The sequence below is a fragment of the Chryseobacterium vietnamense genome (assembly GCF_031454475.1).
Classification (GTDB): domain Bacteria; phylum Bacteroidota; class Bacteroidia; order Flavobacteriales; family Weeksellaceae; genus Chryseobacterium; species Chryseobacterium vietnamense.
In genome coordinates this window covers 217,080-243,372 of record NZ_JAVDQX010000006.1, presented here as the reverse complement: position 1 = coordinate 243,372, position 26,293 = coordinate 217,080, and the positions used below count along the sequence as shown (strand labels likewise).

Below are 26,293 nucleotides of genomic sequence, written 5' to 3'. Positions count from 1 at the left end.
TAAAAGATAATTTATTTCGATATGTAAATGATTTTAAGTTAGTTAAGTGTTGCTTTGTTTTGAATGCTGAGGATTTTGTTCTGAAAAGATATTTTTTGCCTTACTAATGTTTCAGTGAAATCGAGTGAGATTAATCAACGGAATTAATAAACAATTTTTGTTCATGTAAAAAAAAATGTAATTTTGGAAAAATATTCTATTGATAATGAATAGGGTAAATTTCTAAACTTTAAACCAGAAAATATGTATTGGCCAAAGCTTCCTTCTGCAACAATCAGGGAAAGAGTTTTTGAGGCATTAAACAAAAACTTGAACTATAATACTGAACCTATACTTGGCCTTCCGGGGACTTATCTTGATCAGGAACAATTTTACAATTTCCCGTTTTTAAAAGAAGCAGCTTTTCTTTCAGTTTTAGTTAATAATCCTAATCATATTGGCTGCCATACTTATAATGATGGTGAAAAATATTTCTCCGGCACACAAAAGCTTGAAATAGATCTTCTGAGGATTTGTGCTGTAGAAATTCTTGGCGCTGAAGAATCAAGTTATGACGGGTATGTTGCTCCTGGAGGAACGGAGGCAAATATCCAGGCACAATGGATGTATCGAAATTATTTTATGCAGGAGCATAATGCTAACGTCAATGAGATCGGTGTAATATTTTCAGAGGATGCCCATTATTCTGTTTATAAAGGATCTAATTTACTGGGGATTCACCCTATTGTTGTAAAAGTAAATCATAATACCAGACAAATCGAATTAGATGATCTTAAAGAAAAACTTGAGGAAGCTTATGAAAAGGGTATTCGATATCTGATCATACATCTTTCAATGGGAACTACCATATTTGGAAGCGTAGATTCTCCCGGATCCTTCATTGAGTTGGTTAAGCAGTACTTTAAACATTATTTTGTTCATGTAGATGCTGCTTTTGGAGGATTTATTTATCCATTTTCTACACAACAAAATGATTTGAATTTTAGTAATCCAGAGATTAGTTCCATTACTATTGACGGGCATAAAATGCTTCAATCACCTTACGGTACAGGTATTTTCTTATGTAGAAAGTCATTGATAGAATATGTGCAGACAAAAGAAGCTTCATATGTGTATGGATCCGATTTTACGCTTTGCGGCAGTAGATCGGGGGCCAATGCAATTTCTATGTGGATGATATTGATGACTCACGGATCCAATGGCTGGACTCATTTAATACAGCAATTGATAGATAGAACTAATTATTTATGTGATGCTTTGGATAAGATGGGGGTTAAATATTTTAGAAATCCTGATATGAATATTGTCACTATTGATTCTAACGAGATATCTGAGACCCTTGCTGAAAAATATTACCTTGTGGCAGATAACTATTTAAATCCTCAATGGAGAAAAGTAGTTGTAATGGCTCACGTTAAAAAAGAATTAATAGATAACTTTTTGATCGATTTAGAGAAGGAAAGAAAGGTTGCTGCTTCTGTTTAGCAGACAATGAAAACTGTTGTTAAAATTTGTTGGCCTCATCTCCGGAATTAAAACCAGCTACGCCACCGCTTACCGCAAACTTCATGGCAGAAGCTGCGGTCATTCCCACTACAGGTTTGATGTTTTTTTCTTCAGTAACAATTACCCAGCCCGAGATGGCGTACGAGTGGGGAAGATATACCGCAACGTAATTATGCTTGTCAACGTCCGACATCTCTTTTTGAGTTAAAAAGCCAATTCTCCAGATTTCCGGATTTTCATTGGTTTTTACCCATACAGGATCGTTGAATTTTTTCTTGTCACCTACGAATGAGGACATTACGTCTTTCGTAGGAGTGTAGATGTGCTTTACTCCCGGAGTTTTCTCCAGTAAGCTGTCCATCGTGTCAAAAAAGAATCGTCCGACTACGAATTTATTTCCTAAATATCCTAAAATAGCTGTAAACAGTATAATAGATACAAATACAAGCCCGGGGATCTGCTTGGCAAGGGAAGGAACAAGGTTGTCAATCGCACTTACAATATACCAGATTACAAAAATAGTAAGACCGATAGGCCCAATGATAACCAGCCCCTGGAAGAAATTCTTCAGGAACAGATTGGCAATATTTTCAAAGCTTGGCTTCTTCAAGGTGTATTATTCTTTACTATTTTATTTTAACCGTGGATCGTTTCTTTATTTCCGTATGATTTAATAATACCGGCTTCATATTCCAGCCATTCTTCCCAGCGTTTGTTTACTTTTTCGGGATCTCCCAACTGTCTTGCAAATCCGATGAAAGTAGTGTAATGATTGGCTTCAGAAATCATCAGTTCTTTGTAGAAAACCTTCAGCTCTTCATCTTTGATGTTTTCGGTAAGAACCTTGAATCTTTCGCAGCTTCTGGCTTCAATCATAGCGGCAAACAGCATTTTGTCTACGATGAGGTCTTCCCTGCTTCCCTGTACGATAAATTTTGCCAGTTCATTCACATAATCATCTTTTCTTGCTCTTCCAAAAGTAAAGCCTCTTTTTTTGATGATCTCATGTACCTGGTTGAAATGATCCAGCTCTTCCTGTGCAATGGCAAGAAGTTCGGTAACAATTTCAGAATATTCCGGAAGCATCGTGATCAGGCCTATAGCATTGGTAGCGGCTTTTTGCTCGCACCAGGCATGATCCGTTAAAATTTCTCCAATGTTTCCTTCTGCAATATTTGCCCACCTTGGATCGGTAGGGAGTTTCAACTTAAACATGTTGTAAAATTTTTGTAAATTTAAGCAAATTGGGGTAAGAAATGTGACTTTATTTCAATTTGATCCTTAAAGCTTTATGATGCGGTCTTTTTTCTTAAGAATTCCAGAATATTCCAGCCTGAAGCATCTACTTTTTTCAATCCTGCAGAAATAATAAAGGCTAAAATGATGTTAATTCCATAAATAATAACCATCAAAAGCCACCATGGCATGTTTTCTTTTAACGGAACTACCAGGAAATAGACCAGTGAAGAACTTATTCCCTGTGCAAAATAGAAGAAAATAGCATTCTTTCCGATATAGGTAATGAAGTTTTCTTTTGTGATCTTCAGTCGATTATAGAGAACAAATAAGGTTACCAGAGAGAATAATGTCCAGATAATGTAAGGAATTTTTGGTGGGAATTTATTTTTATTGATTTTATAAAAGATGTCTCCTCCGTAATACCAGAACATCCACATAAGAGCAGCTCCTACAAGTGCGTATAGTACCGGGATTGCTTTGGTGGGGATCTTTTTTCCACGCATTTTATGTCCTATTAAAAATACAGCAAGGTAGAATGCAACATATCCCGCCTGACCTGTCGGGTAATATTCCGGGAAAATATTGAATAGCAAGGTTAGGGTAATGCAGAGCCCGATGAACCAATTGATGTGTTTCGGGAAGAACCTTAAAATAAGTACCCCAAAAACCGTCAGTACATAGTATACTTTCAAATACCAGAAACTTCCCATTACCACTGGAAAAGTGTCGGCATTGGTATATTGGTGAAGATACCAGTTTCCGAGATTTTCCCATTGTGGATATACTGAAATGCTGGTTGTGGAGTATTTAGAGCCAAATGTTGAATAAAAGCTTTGGAGCCATTCCATGGAAAAAAAACTCAGTCCGAAAACTTTAAAGAAGTAATCTAAAAAGAACAGGAAGGTCACGAAAATCATATACGTAATCTGTAATTTCAACAGGCGGTACAGTGTTTTTTCAATATTAGCTCCTGAGGTAATCCCGCTCAGAGCATAAAAAAGAGCTACGTCAAAGACAAGCGAAAATACCCTTACTTCTGCAGGAATATAAAACTGTCCGGACCAGAAAGCGGTATGGATAAAGATGATGGAGAGTGTTGCCAGGCCTTTGGCGAAATCAATGTAGAGATCTCTGTTCATTATAGATTGCTTGGAAGTTCTTTGGTAATTTGTTTTAGCTGTCCGTGCTCAAAAAAGTATAGATTACCTTCCCATTTTGGCTTTTGATTATGCTCCAGTCCGCGAAGATCGTTTTCGAAATATCTCATGTATTTCATTCTTATGTTTGAGTTGTAAAAATCATTGTCAATAGCAAAAAGAGGTTCTGTGAAGAGGGCTGAGCGTTGATGGGTTGTCTCACTGATATTATGATAGCCATTCATAACCAGAAATAATTTATATCCTTTTTCTTTAGCAAATGTTTCATATGAAGACATTGGCAGGCACAATTTTGATGTACAGCCATTGGTAAATACATATACTAATGATTTTGGATGGTTGGCCAGTTCTTTCTTTAGCTGAGAGCCGCTTATCTTATAAATATGCTGAGTATCTGTTTTTGAAAAGTCCTGAATAGGGATAATGCTCTGTTGTTCCGTGGTTGTGAGCTTGCCATAATCATTCGTTATTCCGGCAACAGTACACGAGTGTAATGTGAAAAGAGAAATTATAAGTAACCAATACTTCATGGAATTATTTTTTTCAAAAATACAAACAAATTGATTGGGTTGAGTATAAAAGCTTTTAAAACAAAAAAGGGGCGGAACATACTGTCCGCCTCCTTTCTTAAATATGCTAAAAATGAATGTTCTCGTTTATTGAAGATGTTTAAATTCTTCCGCAGAAATTTCTCCTGACTGAATTTTTTTAAGTTCATCAATATATTGGCTCATGTAAGCGTCGATTTCAGGATTTACCGTGTTCTTCGCCATCTTGTAAGTGCCATTTAATACTCCCTGATAGTAATAGAAGAAGTTGTAATCGAAATTGGAAGCATTAAGGTCGTATTGTCCTAAAAGGAATCCTAAACGAACTGCTGATCTTCTCTGGGCAGGTGTACCGTGATGGTTTACATTGGTGGTTTGATAGTCACCGATGCTCTGGGCAAATTCATAAGCTGCAGCAATTTCCGGGAAGCTGGTTTTATTGTACCCGTTAGGTCTTCTCAGATAATATCCTGCAAAGCCATCTGCTTCTAGCTCGTTTGGTCTGTACGTTGATTCTGATACAGAAGGGAGATTGAAGATGTATTGCAACTGATGTCCGTATTCATGAGCAAGAATCATGGCGTTTACAATATCGCCACCTTTTGATTTTGCATCATAATAAATAGCATAACCGTAATAAATTCTTCCGTTACCATAAGATATGGCGTTGTAGGTAGAATTAAAATTAGTAGGGTCATTTACAAATCGTAGAAGAGGGTTGCTTCTTCCCCACATGCTTGCAATTTTAGTCATTTGTGCATTCATAAAATTGGTGTCTGTGGAGTTTTGAAGCCCGGTCAGTAAAACTGAATTGGTACTCCAGTTGTTGTCTACATAAGAACAGATTTTTTCAAGATCCCCAGGCTGATCAATTTTGGCACTTTGTGCTTCTTGCTGAGGTTGAACATTGTTGTCCATTTGGTCATCACTACATGCCGTTAATGAAGTAACAGCAATGGCACCTGCTAGTAAGCAGAGATTAAAGTTTCTTTTCATATATAAATTCAATTTGGTAAAGCGAATGTATGAAATTATCTCTTAATTGTGAGTATTTTAATGAAAAAAATTATTCAAAACATAGTGAGTAGGTTTTTAATTAAAAAAACATTGCTTTGATTGTAAGCTATTTAGAAAATTATATGTATATTTGCACCTCGAAATAACTAAAAATTTATAAACAATGTTTGCAATTGTAGAAATAGCAGGGCTTCAATACAAAGTTGAGCAAGACCAGAAGTTGTTTGTAAACCGTTTAAAAGGAGATAAAGGAGGAAAAGTTTCTTTCGATAAAGTTCTTCTTACTGTAAACGGTGCAATCACTGTAGGCGCCCCAGCTGTAAACGGAATCACTGTAGAAGCAGAGATCCTTGACCACGTTAAAGCTGATAAAGTAATCGTTTTCAAAAAGAAAAGAAGAAAAGGTTACAAAGTGAAAAACGGTCACAGACAATCTTTAACTCAAATCGTAATCACTGGTATTACAGGTTTTGAAGGTGGAGCTAAAAAAGCTGCTGCTAAAAAAGAAACTGTGAAAGGTGAAGTTCTTTCTGACAACGCAACTGTTAACTTTGGTGAAGATCACGAGTTGAACTATCACTTAAAGAAAAACAATTTGTCTCAGTCTAAAGAGAACAGAGAAACTTTAATTACTTTAGGTAAAGCAGTTAAAGTTGAATTAGAAAAGAATATTCTTACACATGAAGAAGTAGATGCTGCTATCATTAAGAATATCGATCAATTTAAAGCACTTAATAAATAATCCAGTAATAAAATGGCACACAAGAAAGGAGTCGGTAGTTCCAAGAACGGTAGAGAGTCTCACTCTAAAAGATTAGGTGTGAAGATTTTCGGAGGACAAGAAGCTATTGCCGGAAATATTATTGTTAGACAAAGAGGTACTCAGCACCACCCAGGTGATAACGTGGGAATCGGTAAAGATCACACTTTGTTTGCATTAGTAGATGGTAAAGTAGTTTTCAGAAAGAAAGCAAACAACAGATCTTTCGTATCTGTAGAGCCAAACGCATAATTTTTAAGCGTTTTATAAAAATTAAAACCTCAGTTTTTACTGAGGTTTTTTTATTTGTCAGTTTCATGGTATTTTTTTATTTGTGAAATACTTTATATTTGTTAACTGTCCAGTTTTGAAACAGTTGCGGAAGCCGAAAAGCAAAGAGAGTAGGCAGCAAATAAAACTAAATAATCATGAAAAATCTAAGAAAATTAACAAAGAACAGTCTGAGAAGTATTAACGGAGGTGAAGTATGGTGTCCGGCAAAACCAATCACATCATGTAATGTATTTTGTGGACTGACAAAGGAGCAGAGGATGCATTGTCTGCTTGATGTAGAAGGTTGCGAGTGCTTTTAATAATAAGTTCAGGCCTTGTATATAATCTGAAATAAAATTTCGGCGGCTTCAAAGAAGCCGCCGAAACTATTTTATTATATATCCTGTTTAGAATCCTACCTGGAATCCTGCCTTAACACCAAATTTAGAGATGTCTGGCCTGTCAAGATAATTTCCTCTCCAGTTGAAGTCTACTCTGAAGATTCTCAGGTTTCCGATTCCTATATTTTCAATTCCGAATCCGTATTCATAATAGATATGTTCACTTGGTGCGGAATATTTAAAGCCTTCTACATTGATTGCTTTGGAGGCATCGCTTAATGTCCCGTAAGCGCCTCTGATAAATGCAACTTCTCTCAATTTCAGCTTTTTAATCAAAGGAATATAAGAAAGTATTTTACCATTAAAATGATGTTCCAGTTGTAGTGTAGTATAAGCATCAGTCACAAACTCGTAATAATTAAGCTGAGAGAATGTATTCGGTACCAGACCATATGAAAGGTTGGCAGGAATGATATTCTGTAATGCCAGGGGAACGGTATTAAAGTTTTTCCCAGCTTCGAAATTCACTACCAGTTTACCTGCACTTCCAATTAAAAATGGCTTATAAAGCATGAATTGAAGCTTGTCATAGTTGAAGTCAGCATTAAATAATCCTTCAATACCTCGTGTATATCTTAAAACGATGGTTGGAGCCAGGTTTCTTGCCTGATAACGGTCAATTCCGGTTTGTGAGAATTTTGCACCAGGTTTGGCAATTAAACTGATGGTAACATGAGAGTCATTAACAGTCTTTCTCAGCTGGCCGTCTTTAAAATACATCAGGTTGAATTTCTCCGGAATAGCAGATTTAATACTCTGCATTACTCCATCTACTCTTATCTGGAAGTTTTTCCATGGTTCAATAGCTGCAAAAACACTTGTTTTGTTTACAGAACTTAAAGAAATGTTTTCTCCTCTTGCGAAGAAAGTACTGGAAGAAGAAGATTGCGGAGTAACGCCATCTCCGGAAGTAAGCTGCCCACCAAGCTGAACAATATCTCTACTTGTCCCTGCGCCAATCATAAAACGGTTAAGCTTATTGAACATATATCTTGCCTCCACTCCATATTTAAACTGTTGATCTTTGAACCCATAGGCTGTATAAAACTGAGCTCTCCAGATATCATTTAATCCGAAATAAGTTCTTGCTCCTAATCTTATTCTGTCTCCTTCTACTTCATTTCTTCCGTAGATTGAAAAAATAGGACCAATATCAATCCCTTTGAAGGCGTTGTAATAACGTGAGCCAAGCGTTTCAAACAGCTTTACCATTCTGTTGAATTTCGGGGTCTGCTGAAGTTCATCAAGCATGTTGTAAACTCCCTGTTCTGCTTTGGATAAAGTGTCAGGTCTGACCTTTGTCCAGTAGGCATCATCTTTATTGGTAAATTTGTCTTCGTATTCTTCTTCAGTACGTTTAAATACTTTTGGATCAAGAGGTTTGTTGAACTGATAATCAGAATAATCTACCGATCTTTTAGCAATAATGCTTTTTGCACCTTTCTTTTTTGAAAAAGGGCTCATTTCAAATTCTGTCACCATTTTTTTAGGAAGAAATGTAGCATCATCAGGGTTATCATATTCCACCTGAGTATAAACACTGTTGACAAAATTGACATTGATTTTCTGGGTTGACTTCAATGTAGCACCTAAAACAGCATAGGTATCCGTATCAATATAAAGGTTTCCCTGGAATGCAAGGATGTCTTTTCTCTTAGGCTGATATCTTATCTGGAAGGCTTTTTCACCACGAATCGTAATGGTGTCCATAAGACTGTAATCGTAGGTACTGAACCCATCTGTTCCCACGGGACTCTGGAAGCCAATATCAAAGTAATTAAGGGTATTATCGTAAATATTAATATCACGATAAAGGTTTTTAGCTGAAACCGTAATCACCTGATTGTCCTGGAAGCCTGAAGTTTTTTGAGCAACCAGAGTTCTTTTGCTGTCTTTATCCGGTTTGTTTTTACCATAATTTTCATAAACAGCTTCATTCAGGAAGATAGGAAGACCAAGCCTTCCACTTGCGGTAGAATCAGCATAACTGAAAATGAAATCCAGTTTATTGAAGATCTTTTTCTTCATGAACGCACTGTCCAAGTTGTTCAGGTCAAACTGCGTTTTTTCATATTCTTTATAGGAATAGGTATCGAATTTTTCCAGTCCGTTATTTCTTTTTTGAGCCCAGACTTTCTGCATAATTGCATAAGCAGGATTTTCTTTCTTGTTTTTGTATTTTGTTTTACCGCTTTGAAGAACAATCTCCTGAATGTCGCTCACTTTAGCCTGTGATAGCTGTACGAAAATATTTTCAGCATTTTCAGGGGTGATATCAAGGGTTTCTGTAATATAATTTTTTTTGGAAAATCTTAACTGATGAATGATGCTATCAGACTGAACGATGAAACTGCCTGAAGTTGTCGTCAGGGAAGGTGTTTTGTCATTATTGATAAAAATATCAACTTTATTCAGTTCTTTATTGTTCTTTTCGTCAACCACCTTACCGATGGCCTTGTTTTGAGCGCATACGGAACCGGCGAGAATCAGAAAAAAAAATAAAAGATAGTGTTTTTGGGAGTTATTGTTTAACATCATTCGTTTCTTCAGGCAATTAGCATAAACAAAAAGCATGCAGTTTATTTAAAAAATAGGTAAAAAAGTAAAATATTTTTATTCTATCCTATAAAACGACAAAAGTAGCGAAAATAATATATGTATAGGTGAAAAATTAACCGGGAAATTTCAATGCTTAAAATATAATAATCAAAGGATTAAAATAAAGATTAAGATCTTACGTATAAGGAGTATTTTGATGCTGTTACGAAGGATTAATTAAATAAAAAAAGACTTACATTTCTGTAAGTCTTTTTGCTCCTCCTGCTGGGCTCGAACCAGCGACCCTCTGATTAACAGTCAGATGCTCTAACCAACTGAGCTAAGGAGGAATTTCCTTTGTTTTAAGTGGTGCAAATATAATATGAATATCCATACCAAGCAAGTTTTATCCTTTGTTATTGACGATTTTTCACTAAATGTATTGAATTTCAATAAGAAATATTTCTTCAGATTTTTATTTAAACTTAGATGTCTTCGAATAAATGTTTAAAATACCGTTCCGGAGATTCCAGGAAATTTTTTGTTAGCTGGTAATGCTCTGTTTCTTTATAATGCACTTTTTGAATTTTATCATCAAGAAGATAAATTTCTGAGGTTGGATAACTCATCAGTATTGGTGAGTGGCTTGAAATTATAAACTGAGCTTTTCCGGTTTTTTCTAATTTATGAATAATAGATAATAGAGAAAGTTGTCTCTGTGGTGATAAAGCGGCTTCCGGCTCGTCAAGAATATAAATGCCATGCTGGAAATGGTTATGGAACAGGGATAAAAAAGCTTCGCCATGAGACTGTTGGTGTAAAGATTTTCCACCGTAGGCTTCTAGAACCCTTTGATCTTCTTTAGCCACATCATCAATATAGGTAGCAAAGTTGAAAAAACTTTCAGCTCTCATAAAAAAGCCCTGAGAAGTCTTATGATGCCAGGAAAGAGTAAGATATTCTGACAACGCAGATTCTGTTTTATGAAAGTCGTAATTGTGATTACGGTTTCCACCAGCCACATTGAAGTCGCATTTGTCTGCAATGGCTTCAAGCAGGGTGGATTTTCCAATTCCGTTTTCGCCCACGAAAAATGTAACATTGCTTTTCAGTCTTATATTTAAGCCGTTGCGTAAAAATGGAAGGCTGAAAGGAAAATTTTTTGGGTGATTGTCATTTAAATAAATCTTTGATAGATAAGGCATTTTGCTTGATAGAATTAGTTATCCTATCAAGCAAAATTTGTGCAAAAAATTATAATATTTTTGACCTTATTTCTTTAAATCTTTAAGTATTTCCTGAACAGCTCTTTCCAACTGTGGATCATTGTTATGAAGACGGTCCATAAAGGTGTTTTTAACATAAATGTCTGGTTTTACGCCTGTTTTTTCCAGATTTTGTCCGTCCAATGTGTAAGTTCCCCATGCAGGAAGTCTGTAAGAAGATCCGTCTACCAGTCCTTTGGCTGAAGTGAAAATAATCCATCGATACGTATCCTGACCGATAATTTTACCGAGCTTTAATGCTTTGAATCCAGCTGCAGTCATCTCAGCGTCGCTTAATGATGCTTCGTTAATCAAAAGAACAATAGGTTTTCCGGAAGGCGCAAAGTTAGGTTGGGTTGTTATCTTTCCTTCACGGTATTTCCATTGTAAATAAGGTCTCTGAGAAAGGAAATTCAATACCTTGTCATGAACATTTCCACCTGTGTTGTAGCGTAAGTCCAGAATAACAGCATCTTTTCTGTTTTCCTGTTCTACCATGTCCAGAAGGAAGCGGTCCAGCTCATCAGTAGACATGTTTTTCATGCAGGAGTAGGCAATACGGTTGTTGCTGAGCTTGTCTACACGCTGATGATTATTGTAGATCCAGTCATCATAAAGCAATCCTTTTAATTCTCCGTTGGAAATCGGATGTACTTTGGTTGTTATAGTTTTACCATCGCGGTTAAGTGTGAGAACAAGTTCATCCTGTTTTTTGGGACTTGTGAAATAAGTTTCGATATTTTCGTTCAGATCTATTTTTTTTCCATTTACAGAGGTCAGCTGGTCTCCAGGTTTGATATCAACTCCCGAACGGTAAGCCGGAGATTTTCTCACAATGCTTTCTACTGTGTAAGGATGGTCTTTTTTGAAGATAATTCCGGTTTCGTTGGTGAAATAGTTCAGGAACATGGTCTCTTCTTTTCCGGTAGAAGAAAACCCTGTGTGTGAAGAATTAAGCTCTCCTAAAAGATCGTTCAGTAAAATTCGCAGATCATTTCTGTTATGCACATAGGGAAGGTACTTTGCATACTGCTCCTTTTTCGCTTTCCAATCGATACCATGGAATTTTTCGTCGTAGAAGTTTTCCTCTACGCCCGTCCATGCTTCAGCATACATCTGAGTAAATTCTGATGCCAGATCTTTATCAAAGCTGTACTGGATGTTTATTTTTTCAGGTTTTAATGCCGCTAACGTTGTTTTATAAATGTTACCTTCTATCAGGGCAAATAGGTTTTTCTCATTTTTGGTTAAGTAATAAGCTGCTTTATCAAAGACTTTTTCAGATTTTGCAGGTTCAAAATCTGTGAACACTTTTTTGTAAAGCTGTCTTTTTCCATTATCCTGATTAGAGTTGAATAACAAGATCTCCTTTTTATCATCATTGAAAACTGCAGGATCATCCTGATATCCATATCGGTCGGTAACCAGCTCAATCCTGTCCAGGGTGTCATCAGGATTTACTTTCAATTCTTTGATTACCGGTTCTTTTTCTTCCTTTTTTTCTTTATTTTTCTCTTCATCTTTTTTATCCTTCTTATCTTTCTCTTTATCAGGCGATTTTTCTTCCTTCTTTTCTTCAGTGAAGAGATTGTCGAATTTTTCGGATTTAAAAGGTTCGTCAAACCAGTCGAGAGCCATACGGTAAATGTTAGATTTCTGCATGCCTAAAGGGTAAGACGGATTGGTTCTGTCACTGGCAAAATAAATATACTTACCGTTTGGAGACCATACGGGATCTTCCTCTGAAACTCCTGTGTTGGTAAGGTTTAAAGTCTGTGCTTTTTTAATATTATAGATAAAAATATCAAGCTCAAAGTTTCTTTTTGCGGAGAATAATACATATTCGTCATTGGGAGAAAAAGATGGTCTTGAGTTTTGGAATGCCCAGATTTCATCTTTGACGATGGTGGTGGATTTGAAACTTTTTAGATCCAATAATCTTACTTCATCCCTTCCGCTTAAGTAAACAGCTTTTGAAAGGTCACTATTGAAGGTGATGCTGCGGTTATTGCGTAAATCTTCTGTTAATTGTTTTGGCTGGCCTTTGCCGTCTGCCTGAATCGTGAACCAGTTTTGATAGCCGTTATACGTTTGGCTGTAAAGCAAAGTGCGGTTGTCTTTCAGCCACTTCACTTCCATAGCACGTTCTTTTCCGTCAGAGACCTGCTGGGCAAATTTTCCTTCAATATCAGAAACGAATATAATCCCACGGCTTATGAACGCCATTTTTTTACCGTCTGGAGATACGTCATAATAGGAAATGTTATTTTCCACATTGAAGTTCTGGGCTTTTTCCAGGGTTTTGTTGGTGTTCAGACTGATATTGAGTGGAGTGGTCTTTTTTGAGGCAACATCGTAAGTATAAAGCTGGTAGTCCCTTTCAAAAATAACTTTAGATCCGTCTGCTGAAACAAACGGTTTTTTAATAGAAGTACCAAATTCCGTTAAAGCAGTTTTTTTACCATTTTCAAGCTTATAAAGATTGTATTCTCCGTTATTCTCATCAGAAATAAAATAGATAATACCATTTTTATCTACACTTGGGTTGAAATCTTTTCCTTCATAGTTAGTGTACTGTTTGAAAGAATTATTTTTTGGATTGTATCCTAGAATATCGGGATTGTTTTCTCCCTTATAGCGCTTACGCTGTACCTGGTGAGCACTTTCTGAAGAACTTGTGAAAAGATATTCCCCGGCAGGTGTTTCTACGAGGCCGTTAGTATTGTTAAAATAATTATTGAAAAGCTTTTGTGGTGTTTTTCCTTCAATTGTAGTTGTAAAACTGCCGAAATTGTTATTTCTGTTGGAAGTAAAATAGATTGTTTTACTGTCCCACGCCCAGCTTTCCATTTCATCTCTTCCGGTATGGAAGGTTAATTGCTTGATCGTTCCACCTCCTGCAGGCATTACATACACATCGTAATTTCCATATTGGTTTGAACTGAATGCAAGCCATTTTCCATCCGGAGAAAGACGGGGGGTGATCTCTTCTCCATCGAGTGCGGTAATTCGTGAAGCGTTTCCACCATTGGAGTCTGCTTTCCAGATATCGCCATCGTAAGCAAAATAAGCTGTTTTCCCATCAGGACTTAATGATGGACTTGATAAAAAATAAGACTTTTCCTGTGCCGAAATCCCTATAATAGAAAATGCTGTTAATAACGAAATAATACTTTTCTTCATGGTCAATTGGTTATTTATGCAATACTGTATATTGGTTTTATTACTCTTTGTCTTGGTAGAGGAGTATCCATTTGCTGAGAACTTTAGCAATTTGAATAACTCTAAAAAAGAATAGTCGAATGATTACGGAAATCGTTACATGAAAAATAGCTGAAAAGGTGGATAATATTCAGTGAAGCAGATCGATACTTCATAAAAGTTAATATAAGTTACCAATATGTGTCTTTTCTAGGCTAGATATGTACAATTGTTCAGATTAAAGCACAAAAAAAGACTTACATTTCTGTAAGTCTTCTTGCTCCTCCTGCTGGGCTCGAACCAGCGACCCTCTGATTAACAGTCAGATGCTCTAACCAACTGAGCTAAGGAGGAATGTCCTTTGTTTTAAGTGGTGCAAATATAGGACGAATATTTATACCCTACAAATATTTTTAAGAAAATTTTTTAAAAAAATTATAATTTCCCTGTAAATACCTTAAAGATGTCGCTTCCAAAGATCAGTAACATCAATCCTAACAAGAAGATAACTCCAATCATCTGTGCGTTTTCCAAAACTTTCTGAGGGACTGGTTTTCCTACAATAATTTCATATAAAGTAAATAAAACGTGTCCACCGTCAAGTCCCGGAATAGGAATAAGGTTCAGGAATGCCAGCCATACAGAGAACATTGCTGTAAAGCTCCAGAAAGCAACCCAGTTGATTTTAAAGCTTCCGTCTGCATCTTTATCCACAGGCATATTTTTTACAATAGCAATAGGACCTCCAACGTTCTTATAACCCTGAACTTTAGAGTTGAACATAATTTTGAACTGCTTAACCTGAGTAGTTAATGCTTCAATAGTTCTTGTAAATCCTCTTGGAATAGCTTCTCCAAAAGAATATTTTTTATTCGTTACAATATCTTTTGCAATACCTTTTGTATCAATGGCGATACCTAACTTTCCGTTTTTGTCAACAGAAACAGCTGGTAAAGTATGTAAAGCTCCATTTCTCTCAACATCTACAGTAATCGTTTTACCTTTGTTTTCGCTTAAAAGAGTACTTACTTCATCAAAAAATGCTGCTTTCTTACCATTGATACCTACAATTTTATCTCCTTTTGCAAGACCGGATGCCTGAGACGAAGGAGTAGCTAATGAATCAACAACCATAGAAACTCTTGGAGTGATGTATAGTTTTGCTTCTCTCTGCTTAAGAACATCTGCTACACCGTCAGCATTCACCGGGAAAGTAACTTCCTGTCCGTTTCTGTTTACCGTAACATTGTCTCCTAAAAGAATGTTGATTGAAGTGTTTTCAAGTCTTTCCGCTGGTTTTCCGTCTACACTGATGATTTTGTCACCATTCTGGAATCCCATTTTCTTTCCGGCTGAAGTAGCTTCAATACCGTTCTTGAATTTTGTGATATCCGTATAGGTTTCTCCGTTGAAGAATGAAAGGCAGCTGTAGATTAACCATGCAAGGAAAAAGTTAACCGTAACTCCTCCCAGCATAATGATCAGTCTCTGCCAGGCCGGTTTTGATCTGAACTCCCAAGGTTCTGCCGGTTTTTTCATTTGGGCAGTATCCATACTTTCGTCTACCATTCCTGCAATCTTCACATACCCTCCGAAAGGAAGCCAGCCAATTCCGTATTTTGTCTGTTCAGGGTGTTTTCTCCAGTCATTGTCCGGAAGTTTTGATATATCGATAGGAACTTCTTCCTTCTTTCCGTTCACCTCTATTACTTCAGAATCCGGAAGGTTCTTTGATAAAAATTTATACTGCCATTTTCCGTTGATTTTCTTCATGGAGAATATGGAGAAGTAAGGATCAAAAAACAGGAAAAACTTCTCTGCTCTGGTCTTAAACCATATTGCCGGTAAGAAATGCCCAAGCTCATGAAGAAGCACAAGTATAGAGATGCTCAGAATGAACTGAAAAAGTTTAATTGCTATTTCCATTAATAAATTTTAGATTTTAATTTGCAAAGGTAACAATTATCAAAACTATGCCAAATAAAAAAGCTCCCCGAAACGAGAAGCTTTGTCATATTTAAAGACGATAAGGCTATAAATTGAAAGAAACTCCAAGGCTGCCATTATTACCTACCTCTGCAAAGACTCCGATTTTCTCTGTGAAGAAATATCGGGCTCCAATGTGAGCTCCCACTCCAAAGTCTCTACCAAGAACTCCAAGGTCTACTCCAGGGTAGATATCCCATTTGGAAGGAAGATTTAATGCTTCCTGCAAGTGAAAGTTCAGTCTCCCGAAAACAAAAACACGATTATCCTTATCGTTGTTTTTATAATTATCGAAGTAGCCATTAATCCCGGCTCCTACTGAAATAAGTTTGTTAAGTCCATAGTCGTAAGTTCCCGTGATCCCGGTTCCGTAGCCCCAGGCACTCAGCCCCAGTTGTATTTTCTGATCTCCTTTTCCTGTCCAGGCCTGAGCATTAGCCATAGCCCCAAAAAAGAAGATCGCCACCATAAAAAACAATTTCTTCATAAATTTTTAATTTTTAAGGATAATGATAAAAAAATATCTCTATCAAAAATGAAACCGAAAGAATATGAGTAGCATAAAAATGGCTGACTTTAAGACATTATTAAGAAATAGAGGCTGTCTTTATGTGAAAAACCATCTTTTCAGCTATTTAATTCTCCTTTTGTAATTATAAAAACTGTATTTTTATATTTCATATTTGAAATAATTTAAAAAGAATAAAAGATGAAAGTTGTAGGGCTTAATTTAGATATCATCTGGAAAAATAAAACTGAGAATTTTGCACGTATAGAAAGCGAACTGCTGAATGTGGAAGCAGATCTGTTTCTTCTTCCCGAAATGTTTTCAACAGGCTTCTGTATGGATGCTTCAGAAGTTTCAGATAGAAATAATGAATCACTGGAGTTTTTGAAAAAGATATCTAAAGAGAAAAAAGCAGCATTCTGCGGAAGTGTCCCGGTTGAACAAAACGGAAACTTCTACAACAGAATGTATTTTGTAAAGCCGGATGGTGAAATCTCTTTTTATGATAAAAGACATCTTTTCTCTTTTTCCGGAGAAGATAAAGTGTATACACCGGGAAAAGAAAGAGTAATTGTTGAATACAAAGGAATACGTTTCCTGCTCCAGGTGTGCTATGATCTTCGTTTTCCTGTTTTTGCACGAAATAATGATGATTATGATGCTGTTTTATATATTGCCAACTGGCCAGAGAAAAGGGTAGGAGCATGGGAACACCTTTTAAAGGCCAGAGCTATTGAAAATTTATCTTTTGTATTTGGTTTAAACAGAATCGGAACTGATGGAAATGATCTGTTGTATCAGGAAAGCTCACACTGCTTCTTTGGGGATGGAAAAGAAATCTCTCAGAAACAGGGAAATCTTGTATCTGCAGAGCTGTATCTGGAAGAATTGAACGATTTTAGAAAACATTTCCAGTTTTTAAATGACCGGGATCGTTTTTCTATTCAACTGTAAATAAAAATAAGGGCTGAAATTCATTGAATTTCAGCCCTTATTTTATCTTAGATATATTGTTGCAGAAGGTTCGTTAATGTATTCACGTCATGAACACCGCTTTCCTTCCATAGCATTTCCCCTTTTTTGAAAATGGCCAGTGTAGGAACTCCACGTACTCCATATTGAGCTGCCAGCGCGGGGTATTGATCTACGTCTACCTTTATGATTCTGGCTCCTTCGCCAATATTTTCCTTTACCGTATTTAATACCGAAGACTGCACTTTACAGGGCTGGCACCATGTTGCGAAAAAATCTATAAGGACAGGTCTTTCGGAATCAATAATTTCCTGAAATTTTTGTGACATATTTTGGTTGTATTAGTTTGCTTTTTTGTTTGTTTCGTCCTGGATTGCCTTTACATTCTTCCAGCTCGTCCCATCATAAGCTTCCACACCATTTTTCTTCAGAATTTCCATAGCCTGATCTGCCTGAATTCCTTTATTACAGAAAACAACAACTTTTTTACCCTTCAGGGTTTCTACATTGTTTTGAATCTCTGCCAATGGAATATTGATGGCATTTTTTGCCGTTCCTGCAGCATACTGTTCCGGAATTCTAACATCTACCAATACTACATCAGAATTGTTGACGACATCTTTGATGTTAGCTGTAGGAACTGTAGCTGTATGGTTTGTCTTACAGGCACTTAATGTAAATGCTAATGCTAAAAATAATCCGAAAAACTTAATTTTCATGATCTTACAGGGTCTTAGATTGACATACAAAATCTGTAGTTGGAAGTTTTTCCGTTTTTTTAATACCGTTAAAACCACCTTCTATTTCAGTAAAGTTTCTGATTCCGTGTGAGTTAAGAATGCTTGCTGCAATCATGCTTCTATATCCGCCGGCACAATGAAGGAAGAAGTGTTCAGAATCATCAATGGTACGTGCCCAGTCGCTGATGGTATCCAACGGTTTGTTGTATGCATTGTCAATATGTTCAGCAGAATACTCAGTCAGCTTTCTTACATCAATTACGGTAGCTTCTTCTGTAAACTGCTCTGCAAATTCAGCTGGAGTAATTCTTTTAATTTCATCAGTTTCCTTTCCTGCATTTTTCCATGCTTCAAAGCTTCCCTTCAGGTATCCTATTACGTTGTCAAAACCCACTCTGCTCAGTCGCGTGATAACTTCTTCTTCAGTTCCTTCATCAGTAACTAATAATAATGGATGTTTTACATCTACAATAAGAGTTCCTACCCATGGGGCAAAATCTCCTTTCAGTCCTATATTGATAGAGTTTGGAACAAATCCTTTGTGGAAGTCTGCGGGGCCTCTTGTATCTAAAATTAATGCTCCTGTTTCTTCTGCCAAAGCTTCAAAGTCTTCAGCTTCAACAGGATGTAGTCCTTTATTCATTACCACATCAAGGCTTTCATAGCCGCCTTTGTTTAACGCGACATTCATTCCGAAATATTTCGGTGGAGCTGTTAAACCATCCAGAACTTCTCTGATGAAAGATTCTTTATCCGGTTGATTAAGAGCATAATTGGTCTTTTTTTGATTCCCCAGAATATCAACGGTTTCTTTCTGCATATTCTTTCCACAGGCAGAACCAGCACCGTGAGCCGGATAAACAGTGATGCTGTCATCCAAGGGCATGATTTTGTTCTGAAGACTATCATATAGAATTCCCGCCAGGTCTTCCTGAGTAAGGTTAGTAGCCTTTTGTGCCAGATCTGGTCTTCCCACATCTCCTAAAAATAGCGTGTCACCTGTAAAAATAGCAGTCTCCACACCATTTTCGTCTATTAAAAGATACGTGCTGCTTTCCATGGTATGTCCCGGAGTGTGCATTACCTTTATCTTCACTTTCCCGATTTCAAAAATCTGATTGTCTTCAGCAATAATAGCTTCAAATTCCGGAGCAGCAGTAGGTCCGTATACAATCGGCGCACCTGTCTTCTTACTTAAATCCAAATGTCCTGATACGAAATCAGCATGGAAGTGAGTTTCAAAAATATATTTTAAAGTGACATTGTCTTTTTCCAGACGATCCAGATAAGGTTTTACTTCTCTTAAAGGATCAATAATGATTGCTTCATTCTCTGATACAATATAATAGGCACCCTGAGCCAGACAGCCCGTATATATTTGTTCAATTTTCATTGGGGTCTTTTTTTAATGAGTTAAAGATACGAAGTATTAGATCAATTCTAAATGAAATGTTAAATCCCATTGATAGTTTCTTTCAATACTTTGCTAAACATACGTTTAGTATTTGTTGTTTTTTAGCAAAAAGAATGCCTTACATAAGAATAAAAGGCAAATGCTGTTTTATATCATGTTTAGTTTTTATAACCTTTCCGGTATTTAAAAAAATTAATAATCGTGGTTTAAAATTTGATTATCCAAGAACAAATTTATTTTTAAAAGGAACAGATAGAAGTTCTTCAGAAAATATCTTACATATTTTACAAAAAATTTTATATTTATAAGTTAAAAAAGCGACCAAATGGCAGACAAAACACAATTTATTGAAGAACTGAATACGAGATACACTCCAAAAGGAGAGCATATAATATTAGGAAAGGGAATGTTGGATGGAGAAGTAGTGACAGAGGTTAATGTAACAATTCCCCTGAAAACAATTAACCGCCATGGTCTTATCGCCGGAGCTACCGGAACCGGCAAGACAAAAACATTACAGGTATTTGCAGAACAGCTTTCTCACGCAGGAATTCCATCTTTGGTTCTGGATATTAAAGGAGATTTCTCCGGAATTGCAGAAGCGGGACAAATGAATTCTATTATTGAAGAAAGGTATGCCAAGACACAGCTTCCTTATAATCCGCAAGGCTTTCCGGTAGAATTAATGAGTATTTCCGGCGGAAAAGGTGTGAAACTGAGGGCTACTGTTACAGAATTCGGGCCTGTTTTATTAAGCAAAATCCTTGAATTGAATGATACGCAGCAAAGCATCATGTCTATTGTCTTCAAATACTGTGATGATAAAGGGCTTCCATTGATCGATCTTAACGATCTGAAAAAAGTACTGCAGTATGTAACAGATAATGCACAGGGGAAAGCAGAACTTGCAGCCAATTACGGATCCATTGCGTCAGCCTCTCTCGGAGCGATTTTAAGATCTATTGTTGCCCTGGAGCAACAGGGAGCAGCTGGATTTTTCGGAGAATTAAGTTTTGACGTTCATGACTTGCTGGAAACAAGAGATGGAAAAGGAGTTGTCAATATTCTCAGAGTAGCGGATATTCAGAATAAGCCACAGCTTTTCTCAACGTTTATGCTTTCGCTTTTTGCTGAAATTTATATGACATTTCCTGAAGAAGGAGATAGTGGAAAACCAAAGCTAGTCCTTTTTATAGATGAAGCCCACTTGATTTTTGATGAAGCATCCAAAGCCCTTCTTTCACAAATCGAAACCATGGTAAAACTCATCCGTTCCAAAGGAGTCGGGATTTATTTTATTACCCAGATTCCTGGGGATGTCCCTGAAAATGTACTTTCTCAGTTAGGATTGAAAATACAGCACGCATTGAGAGGCTTTACGGCAAAAGATAAAAAAGAAATTACCAAAGCGGTTGAAAATTATCCAACCACAGAATATTACAATGCGTCCAGCCTGATTCAGAATCTTGGAATCGGGGAAGCATTTGTTACGGCACTTGATGAAAAAGGGATTCCTACACCATTAGTCCATACATACCTGATTTCTCCGGAATCAAGAATGGATGTTCTGAATGAAACAGAAATCTCTGACCTTACTTCCAGATCAGCAATGGTAGCAAAATATGAGCAGGCATTAGACAGAGAATCTGCTTACGAAATGCTGACCACCAGAATGGAACAGGCAGCCCAAAACCCTGCGCCAACACAAAAGACAAAACCGGTAAAGGAAGAACCCGGAATGTTTGAACAGGTATTACAGAGTAAAGCCGGCCGTACTTTTACCTCTACATTAATGAGGGAAGGAGCAAAAGCTATTCTCGGAATGTTCGGACTGGGAGGCAGAAGAAGATAATTTGGAAGCTAACCTGCTGTATTTTGATATATTTTTTGTTATTTTAGCAGGTTATCTTTACTTAACGGTAAAAATAGAGCCGTATTTTATTGGGGAATAAAAGACAGGTTTTAAATATTAAAAACAGAAAAACAGCAGTTAACACACATTCATGTATTCAATAATAGATATAGAAAGTAATGGTGCAGGTTATAGAAATGAATGCATTATAGATATCGCCATTTACAGATATGACGGTCAGAAAATCACAGACCAGTTTATATCGCTGGTAAACCCTGAAGGTGATATTACTCCTTTTGTACAAAAGCTGACCAGTATTACCCCCAAGATGGTCAAAACAGCTCCGAAATTTCATGAAATTGCCAAGAGAGTAATCGAAATTACTCAAAACACAACCTTGGTAGGTCATAATATTGATTTTGATTACAGGATGCTTCGCCAGTCTTTCAAAAGACTTGGTTATGATTTCAAAACCAATACTTTAGATACAATTCCGTTAGCTAAAAAATTGATTCCTGATGAAGTAAGTTATTCGTTGGGAAAACTGGTAAAATCACTTGGCATTCCTTTGACTAACCACCATAGGGCGGAAGGTGATGCAAGAGCTACATTAGAACTTTTCAAACTTCTGATTTCAAAAGATATTGAAAATGAGATCATTCAGAAACAACATGACGAGTCTAATGCAAAAACGTATATCAACAAGATCAAAGAGCTAACCCAGGATCTTCCTAATGATAAAGGATTTGTGTACTTTCAGGATGAAGCGGGGCGTATTATGTTTTCCGATTATGTTCAGGATATCAACAAATTTTCCAAAAAGGTTTTCAATTCCAAATCAAAAAAATGGGAACAGATCCAGAAAGATGTTGAGCAGATTAATTTTGAGCTTACCGGAACAGATATTATTGCCAAACTGATCCTGAATTCCAAGAATATAAAAAAGAAGGAAGTTTTACCTTTCGGATTGTATTTCAGGAATAATAAATATGTGGTTGAAAAAAATAAACTCAATAAAACTGAGAAGCCGGTCCTGAAATTCAGATCATTTACCCAGGGTACAAAAGCGGTTCAGTTTATAGGTTCTCAGGAAGAATTTAAAGATTTTTCTGCACTGAAACAGAAGGTCGAATTCAGAAAAAGAAATGAGCTTTGGCTGGGTCCTGGAAGAAAATTAGGAGAAAAGCTGTTTTTAATCATAGAAAACGGGAAAGTGGTTTCCTTTGGTTTTTATGAACTGTTTACGCAGATTCAGACACTCAGTAAGCTGGCTAAACTGAAGATTGATCTTCCGCTGTCTTCCACAGATCTGAATAACGAATTGCAACTGGCTTTGCTTCGCGGGGATTTCGAGACGTTGCCATTACCGAAGTAATAGAGTGTCTACACTTTACAGATTGTATTCTGAAGAGGATACAATTAAATCAAGTTTCTTGAAATAGAAAAATAAATAGTATTTTTGCAAAAATTAAATAGAAGCAATGCAAAATTTTAAACAAAATAAAACTGGAAAAAAGGGAGCTGTAAAGTTCTCTAAGGTTTGGAATATTTAAAAGAGTTGTCTTGCATAAAAAATAATCAATGTGGCAGGCTCTTTTTTATAAGAATCTGCCTTTTTTTATGTTAAAATGAAATTATGAATTCAAAAGAATTATTAAAGATTGCCAATGAGTTTGGCACACCAGTGTATGTTTATGATGCTGAATCCATCAAAGTTCAATACGAAAAACTGACTTCTTCATTTTTAAAACATACTAAGTTCTTCTACGCAGCGAAGGCTTTGACCAATATCAATATTCTTAAGTATGTCAAGAATCTGGGTGCATCTCTGGATTGTGTATCTATTAACGAAGTTAAACTAGGTTTAAAGGCAGGATTTTCGAAGGAAAAGATATTATTTACACCCAACTGTGTTGACCTTGCCGAAATAGAAGAAGCAATGACTTTCGGAGTTCATATTAACATTGATAACATTTCCATCCTTGAGCAATTCGGAAATAAATACGGAAACACTTATCCGATTTTAGTAAGAATCAACCCACATATTTTTGCCGGAGGTAACTATAAGATTTCAACAGGGCATATCGACAGTAAATTCGGAATTTCTATCCATCAGGTTCGTCACATTGAAAGAGTGATGAAAAGCACGAACCTGAATGTGGAAGGGCTTCACATGCATACAGGAAGCGAAATAAAAGATCCGGATGTATTCCTTCAGGCTTTGGAGATCATGCTGGAGCTTTCTGAGCATTTCCCGAACCTGAAATATCTGGATATGGGAAGCGGATTCAAAATCCCTTACCAGGACAGTGAAGAAGAGACTGATGTAAGAACATTAGGTAAAAAAGTAGAAAAAGTAATTTCTGAATTTTCAAAATCTACAGGGAAAAAATTCGAGCTATGGTTTGAGCCTGGAAAATTCTTAGTAGGAAAAAGCGGCTATTTATTGGTGAAAGCTAATGTGATCAAACAGACAACAGCAACTGTTTTTGTTGGGGTCAATTCCGGATTTAATCACCTTATCCGTCCTATGTTCTACGATTCTTACCATCTGATTGAAAACCTTTCCAATCCAAAAGGAGCAGAAAGGATTTATACGGTAGTAGGAAATATCTGCGAAACAGACACATTTGCCTGGGACAGAAAACTGAATGAAGTAAGAGAAGGAGATATCCTTGCCTTCCATAATGCGGGAGCTTATGGTTTTGAAATGAGTTCAAACTTCAATTCAAGATTAAAGCCTGCTGAAGTACTATACTTAGATGGAAAAGCTCATTTGATCCGTAAAAGAGATGAGTTCGAAGATTTATTGAGAAATCAGATTGAAATAGTAATGTAAAATCTGAAAAATATGATATAAACAGCCGCCTTTTGGGTGGCTGTTTTTTTTACTGGTGAGCTAAACCTCACGGGTTTTCAAAACCCGTGAGGTTTCAATAGAAAAAGAATTCAAAATAAATTACAAGTTTTTAACATCGGGTTAGGGATGGAGTCTCAACTTTATTAGCTAAATTTGATAGAAGTATGGATTTACGTCCGTTACAATTCTCATTTTTTCATACAAAACAACCACCAAAACAGACTAATTATGGCGAAAAACATAGCAGAGCAAATTGTTGAAATGCTCGAAAATGCCAATGTGAAAAGAATTTATGCAGTAACCGGCGACAGTCTTAATCACCTGAATATTGCTGTCAAAAAAAGCAGTATCCAATGGATTCATGTAAGACATGAAGAAGTAGGAGCTTATGCCGCTGCTGCAGAGGCAGAGCTTGATGGATTGGCTGTATGTGCCGGAAGCTGTGGTCCAGGGCATGTTCATCTGATCAATGGAGTGTATGAAGCCCATCGCTCTCATGTTCCCATGCTGGTTATTGCGTCCACAATCCCAAGTGATGAAATGGGAATGGATTATTTTCAGGAAACCAATACGATAAAGCTATTTGATGACTGCAGCTACTATAATCAGATGATTACAAGACCTGAACAGGTACAGAGAACCGTACAAACTGCTATTCAGCATGCGATCTCCAAAAAAGGAGTAGCGGTGATAGGTCTTCCCGGAGATGTTTCCGAATTAGATGCTGAGGAAGGCTCTACTTCCACTCAAATATTTAAAACCAATCCTGTCATAAGACCTTCGGATAGCGAGTTGAAAAGCTTGTCAACCCTTATAAACAATAGTAAAAAGATAACCCTGTACTGTGGTATAGGTGCGGCTGAAGCCCGCGCTGAGGTAGTTGCTTTGTCTAAGCTGTTAAAAGCACCTGTGGGATATTCATTTCGGGGGAAAATGGCTATCCAGCCCAATAATCCAAATGAAATAGGACTTACAGGGCTCTTAGGATTTCCTTCAGCTTATCATGCCATGCACGAAGCTGATCTCGTAATTCTTTTAGGGACAGATTTTCCTTATCAGAAATTCATGCCAGTAAAAAATAAGATAGTGCAGATTGATGAAAGCCCTGAAAGATTAGGAAGAAGAGCCAAGCTGGAGTTGGGTCTTGCAGGAGATGTCAAAGAAACCATTAAAGCATTGCTTCCTTTATTGGAAGAAAAAGCGGATGTCCACTTTCTGAATGAACAGCTTGCGTTTTACGATAAAGTAAAAGAAAGCCAGTTGGAATATGTAAAGGATTTTGGAAAAGAGAACGCTATTCAGCCGGAATATGTAGCACACACTTTGGATAAGCTTGCCGAAAATGATGCTATTTTTACTGTAGACACAGGAATGTGCTGCGTCTGGGGAGCCCGTTTTATTACGGGAACGGGTGAAAGGAAAATGCTGGGTTCATTTAACCATGGTTCTATGGCGAATGCAATGCCAATGGCTATTGGAGCGGCTTTAGCTCATCCTGAAAAACAGGTTATTGCGATGTGCGGAGACGGAGGATTATCTATGTTGTTGGGAGATATGGCTACTATTTTTCAGTATAAACTTCCAGTAAAATTAATTGTTTTTAATAACAGAACTCTAGGAATGGTAAAGCTTGAAATGGAGGTTGGCGGAATGCCGGACAATGAAACAGATATGATCAACCCTGATTTTGCCCTGGTAGCGAATGCCATGGGCTATCCCGGGAAAAATGTGCACCTTCCCGAAGAAGTGGAAAGTGCTATTAAGGAATGTCTGGATCACGATGGACCTTATCTGCTGAATATTTTTACCAATCCCAATGCACTGGCTCTTCCTCCGAAGATTGAATTTGATCAGATCATGGGAATGACCAAATCTATGGCTCAATTGATGCTTGGAGGTAAAATGGATGAGGTTTTTGAAACGGTAAAGACCAATTATAAACACATCAAAGGCCTGCTATAAGAAGAAATAAATGATTGAAAAGTTATCTGAAATTCAGAATCTATATGTAAAACTTCATGCTTTGCGTGAAGTTTTTCTTTTTTATAAATGTGCT

At 36.8% G+C, this 26,293-nt stretch carries 22 protein-coding genes, 2 tRNA genes and 1 pseudogene; 9 read left to right on the top strand and 16 right to left on the bottom strand.

From position 1 onward, the window contains the following. The first annotated feature begins 243 nt into the window (after positions 1 to 243). The gene (locus tag J2786_RS20880) at positions 244 to 1,485 is read left to right on the top strand and encodes a pyridoxal-dependent decarboxylase (RefSeq protein WP_047428719.1); all 1,242 of its coding nucleotides are present in this window, start codon (positions 244 to 246) and stop codon (positions 1,483 to 1,485) included. A 19-nt stretch (positions 1,486 to 1,504) separates the two neighbouring features. Here the strand turns inward: J2786_RS20880 and J2786_RS20875 are convergent, their stop codons facing one another. The 5 genes from J2786_RS20875 to J2786_RS20855 form a co-directional block, all read right to left on the bottom strand. Next, positions 1,505 to 2,116, bottom strand: coding sequence for a DUF502 domain-containing protein (locus J2786_RS20875; protein WP_047428721.1), 612 nt, complete (start codon positions 2,114 to 2,116; stop codon positions 1,505 to 1,507). 26 nt (positions 2,117 to 2,142) lie between these two features. Then, positions 2,143 to 2,721 (bottom strand): MiaE family protein, encoded by a 579-nt coding sequence (locus tag J2786_RS20870; RefSeq protein ID WP_047428723.1) that lies wholly within the window; start codon positions 2,719 to 2,721, stop codon positions 2,143 to 2,145. 74 nt (positions 2,722 to 2,795) lie between these two features. Further along, complete coding sequence (locus tag J2786_RS20865) at positions 2,796 to 3,884, bottom strand: acyltransferase family protein (protein ID WP_047428724.1); 1,089 nt, start codon at positions 3,882 to 3,884, stop codon at positions 2,796 to 2,798. Beyond that, positions 3,884 to 4,432, bottom strand: a complete 549-nt coding sequence (locus J2786_RS20860; protein WP_047428726.1) for a hypothetical protein — start codon at positions 4,430 to 4,432, stop codon at positions 3,884 to 3,886. The genes J2786_RS20865 and J2786_RS20860 overlap by 1 nt, the downstream gene beginning before the upstream one ends. A gap of 126 nt (positions 4,433 to 4,558) precedes the next feature. Further along, positions 4,559 to 5,446, bottom strand: a complete 888-nt coding sequence (locus J2786_RS20855) for a neutral zinc metallopeptidase (RefSeq protein WP_047428727.1) — start codon at positions 5,444 to 5,446, stop codon at positions 4,559 to 4,561. Between the two features lie 184 nt (positions 5,447 to 5,630). On the opposite strand from J2786_RS20855, the gene rplU reads away from it, so the two are divergent. The 3 genes from rplU (at position 5,631) to J2786_RS20840 (ending at position 6,820) form a co-directional block, all read left to right on the top strand. Beyond that, positions 5,631 to 6,209: a 50S ribosomal protein L21 gene (rplU, locus tag J2786_RS20850; RefSeq protein WP_076597840.1), complete on the top strand. Its 579-nt coding sequence runs from the start codon at positions 5,631 to 5,633 to the stop codon at positions 6,207 to 6,209. A gap of 12 nt (positions 6,210 to 6,221) precedes the next feature. Beyond that, a complete protein-coding gene (rpmA, locus tag J2786_RS20845; protein WP_002984034.1) occupies positions 6,222 to 6,479 on the top strand; it encodes a 50S ribosomal protein L27 in 258 nt (85 codons plus the stop codon). Between the two features lie 176 nt (positions 6,480 to 6,655). Further along, a complete protein-coding gene (locus tag J2786_RS20840; protein WP_156121361.1) occupies positions 6,656 to 6,820 on the top strand; it encodes a bacteriocin-like protein in 165 nt (54 codons plus the stop codon). 87 nt (positions 6,821 to 6,907) lie between these two features. Here the strand turns inward: J2786_RS20840 and J2786_RS20835 are convergent, their stop codons facing one another. The 8 genes and pseudogenes from J2786_RS20835 to J2786_RS20805 all read right to left on the bottom strand — a co-directional run bounded on the left by J2786_RS20835 (position 6,908) and on the right by J2786_RS20805 (position 16,378). Further along, complete coding sequence (locus J2786_RS20835) at positions 6,908 to 9,439, bottom strand: DUF5686 family protein (protein ID WP_310026603.1); 2,532 nt, start codon at positions 9,437 to 9,439, stop codon at positions 6,908 to 6,910. A gap of 276 nt (positions 9,440 to 9,715) precedes the next feature. Then, positions 9,716 to 9,789 (bottom strand) — tRNA-Asn (locus J2786_RS20830). Positions 9,790 to 9,924: 135 nt separating this feature from the next. Beyond that, positions 9,925 to 10,353 (bottom strand): AAA family ATPase, encoded by a 429-nt coding sequence (locus J2786_RS23065; protein WP_374709955.1) that lies wholly within the window; start codon positions 10,351 to 10,353, stop codon positions 9,925 to 9,927. A gap of 63 nt (positions 10,354 to 10,416) precedes the next feature. After that, a pseudogene (locus J2786_RS23060) lies at positions 10,417 to 10,590 on the bottom strand (AAA family ATPase); the annotation flags it as partial. Between the two features lie 120 nt (positions 10,591 to 10,710). Next, complete coding sequence (locus J2786_RS20820; protein WP_047428731.1) at positions 10,711 to 13,887, bottom strand: S41 family peptidase; 3,177 nt, start codon at positions 13,885 to 13,887, stop codon at positions 10,711 to 10,713. A 298-nt stretch (positions 13,888 to 14,185) separates the two neighbouring features. Further along, positions 14,186 to 14,259, bottom strand: a tRNA-Asn gene (locus J2786_RS20815). A gap of 81 nt (positions 14,260 to 14,340) precedes the next feature. Further along, complete coding sequence (gene rseP / locus J2786_RS20810) at positions 14,341 to 15,831, bottom strand: RIP metalloprotease RseP (RefSeq protein WP_047428732.1); 1,491 nt, start codon at positions 15,829 to 15,831, stop codon at positions 14,341 to 14,343. Between the two features lie 106 nt (positions 15,832 to 15,937). Next, on the bottom strand, positions 15,938 to 16,378 hold the full coding sequence (locus tag J2786_RS20805) for a DUF6646 family protein (RefSeq protein ID WP_047428734.1): 441 nt from the start codon (positions 16,376 to 16,378) through the stop codon (positions 15,938 to 15,940). 222 nt (positions 16,379 to 16,600) lie between these two features. Between J2786_RS20805 and J2786_RS20800 the strand changes: the two genes are divergently transcribed. Further along, a complete protein-coding gene (locus J2786_RS20800) occupies positions 16,601 to 17,353 on the top strand; it encodes a nitrilase-related carbon-nitrogen hydrolase (protein ID WP_310026598.1) in 753 nt (250 codons plus the stop codon). A 47-nt stretch (positions 17,354 to 17,400) separates the two neighbouring features. Here J2786_RS20800 and J2786_RS20795 read toward each other — a convergent pair whose 3' ends face one another. Genes J2786_RS20795 through J2786_RS20785 form a run of 3 tightly spaced genes read right to left on the bottom strand, consistent with a single transcriptional unit; the run spans position 17,401 to position 19,504 of the window. Next, positions 17,401 to 17,700, bottom strand: a complete 300-nt coding sequence (locus tag J2786_RS20795) for a thioredoxin family protein (protein WP_047428738.1) — start codon at positions 17,698 to 17,700, stop codon at positions 17,401 to 17,403. Positions 17,701 to 17,712: 12 nt separating this feature from the next. Then, the gene (locus tag J2786_RS20790) at positions 17,713 to 18,090 is read right to left on the bottom strand and encodes a rhodanese-like domain-containing protein (RefSeq protein WP_052186863.1); all 378 of its coding nucleotides are present in this window, start codon (positions 18,088 to 18,090) and stop codon (positions 17,713 to 17,715) included. 4 nt (positions 18,091 to 18,094) lie between these two features. After that, positions 18,095 to 19,504 carry an MBL fold metallo-hydrolase gene (locus J2786_RS20785; RefSeq protein ID WP_047428740.1) on the bottom strand — a complete coding sequence of 470 codons (1,410 nt, stop codon included), beginning with the start codon at positions 19,502 to 19,504 and terminating at the stop codon, positions 18,095 to 18,097. Positions 19,505 to 19,850: 346 nt separating this feature from the next. Here J2786_RS20785 and J2786_RS20780 point away from each other — a divergent pair, with 346 nt between their 5' ends. From J2786_RS20780 to J2786_RS20765, 4 genes are all read left to right on the top strand, one after another. Next, positions 19,851 to 21,377 (top strand): helicase HerA-like domain-containing protein, encoded by a 1,527-nt coding sequence (locus J2786_RS20780; RefSeq protein ID WP_047428742.1) that lies wholly within the window; start codon positions 19,851 to 19,853, stop codon positions 21,375 to 21,377. A gap of 151 nt (positions 21,378 to 21,528) precedes the next feature. Beyond that, a complete protein-coding gene (locus J2786_RS20775) occupies positions 21,529 to 22,752 on the top strand; it encodes a 3'-5' exonuclease (RefSeq protein ID WP_047428744.1) in 1,224 nt (407 codons plus the stop codon). A 261-nt stretch (positions 22,753 to 23,013) separates the two neighbouring features. Next, positions 23,014 to 24,216, top strand: a complete 1,203-nt coding sequence (lysA, locus tag J2786_RS20770) for a diaminopimelate decarboxylase (RefSeq protein WP_185097530.1) — start codon at positions 23,014 to 23,016, stop codon at positions 24,214 to 24,216. 249 nt (positions 24,217 to 24,465) lie between these two features. After that, positions 24,466 to 26,199 (top strand): thiamine pyrophosphate-dependent enzyme, encoded by a 1,734-nt coding sequence (locus J2786_RS20765; RefSeq protein ID WP_047428749.1) that lies wholly within the window; start codon positions 24,466 to 24,468, stop codon positions 26,197 to 26,199. Positions 26,200 to 26,293 lie beyond the last annotated feature (94 nt).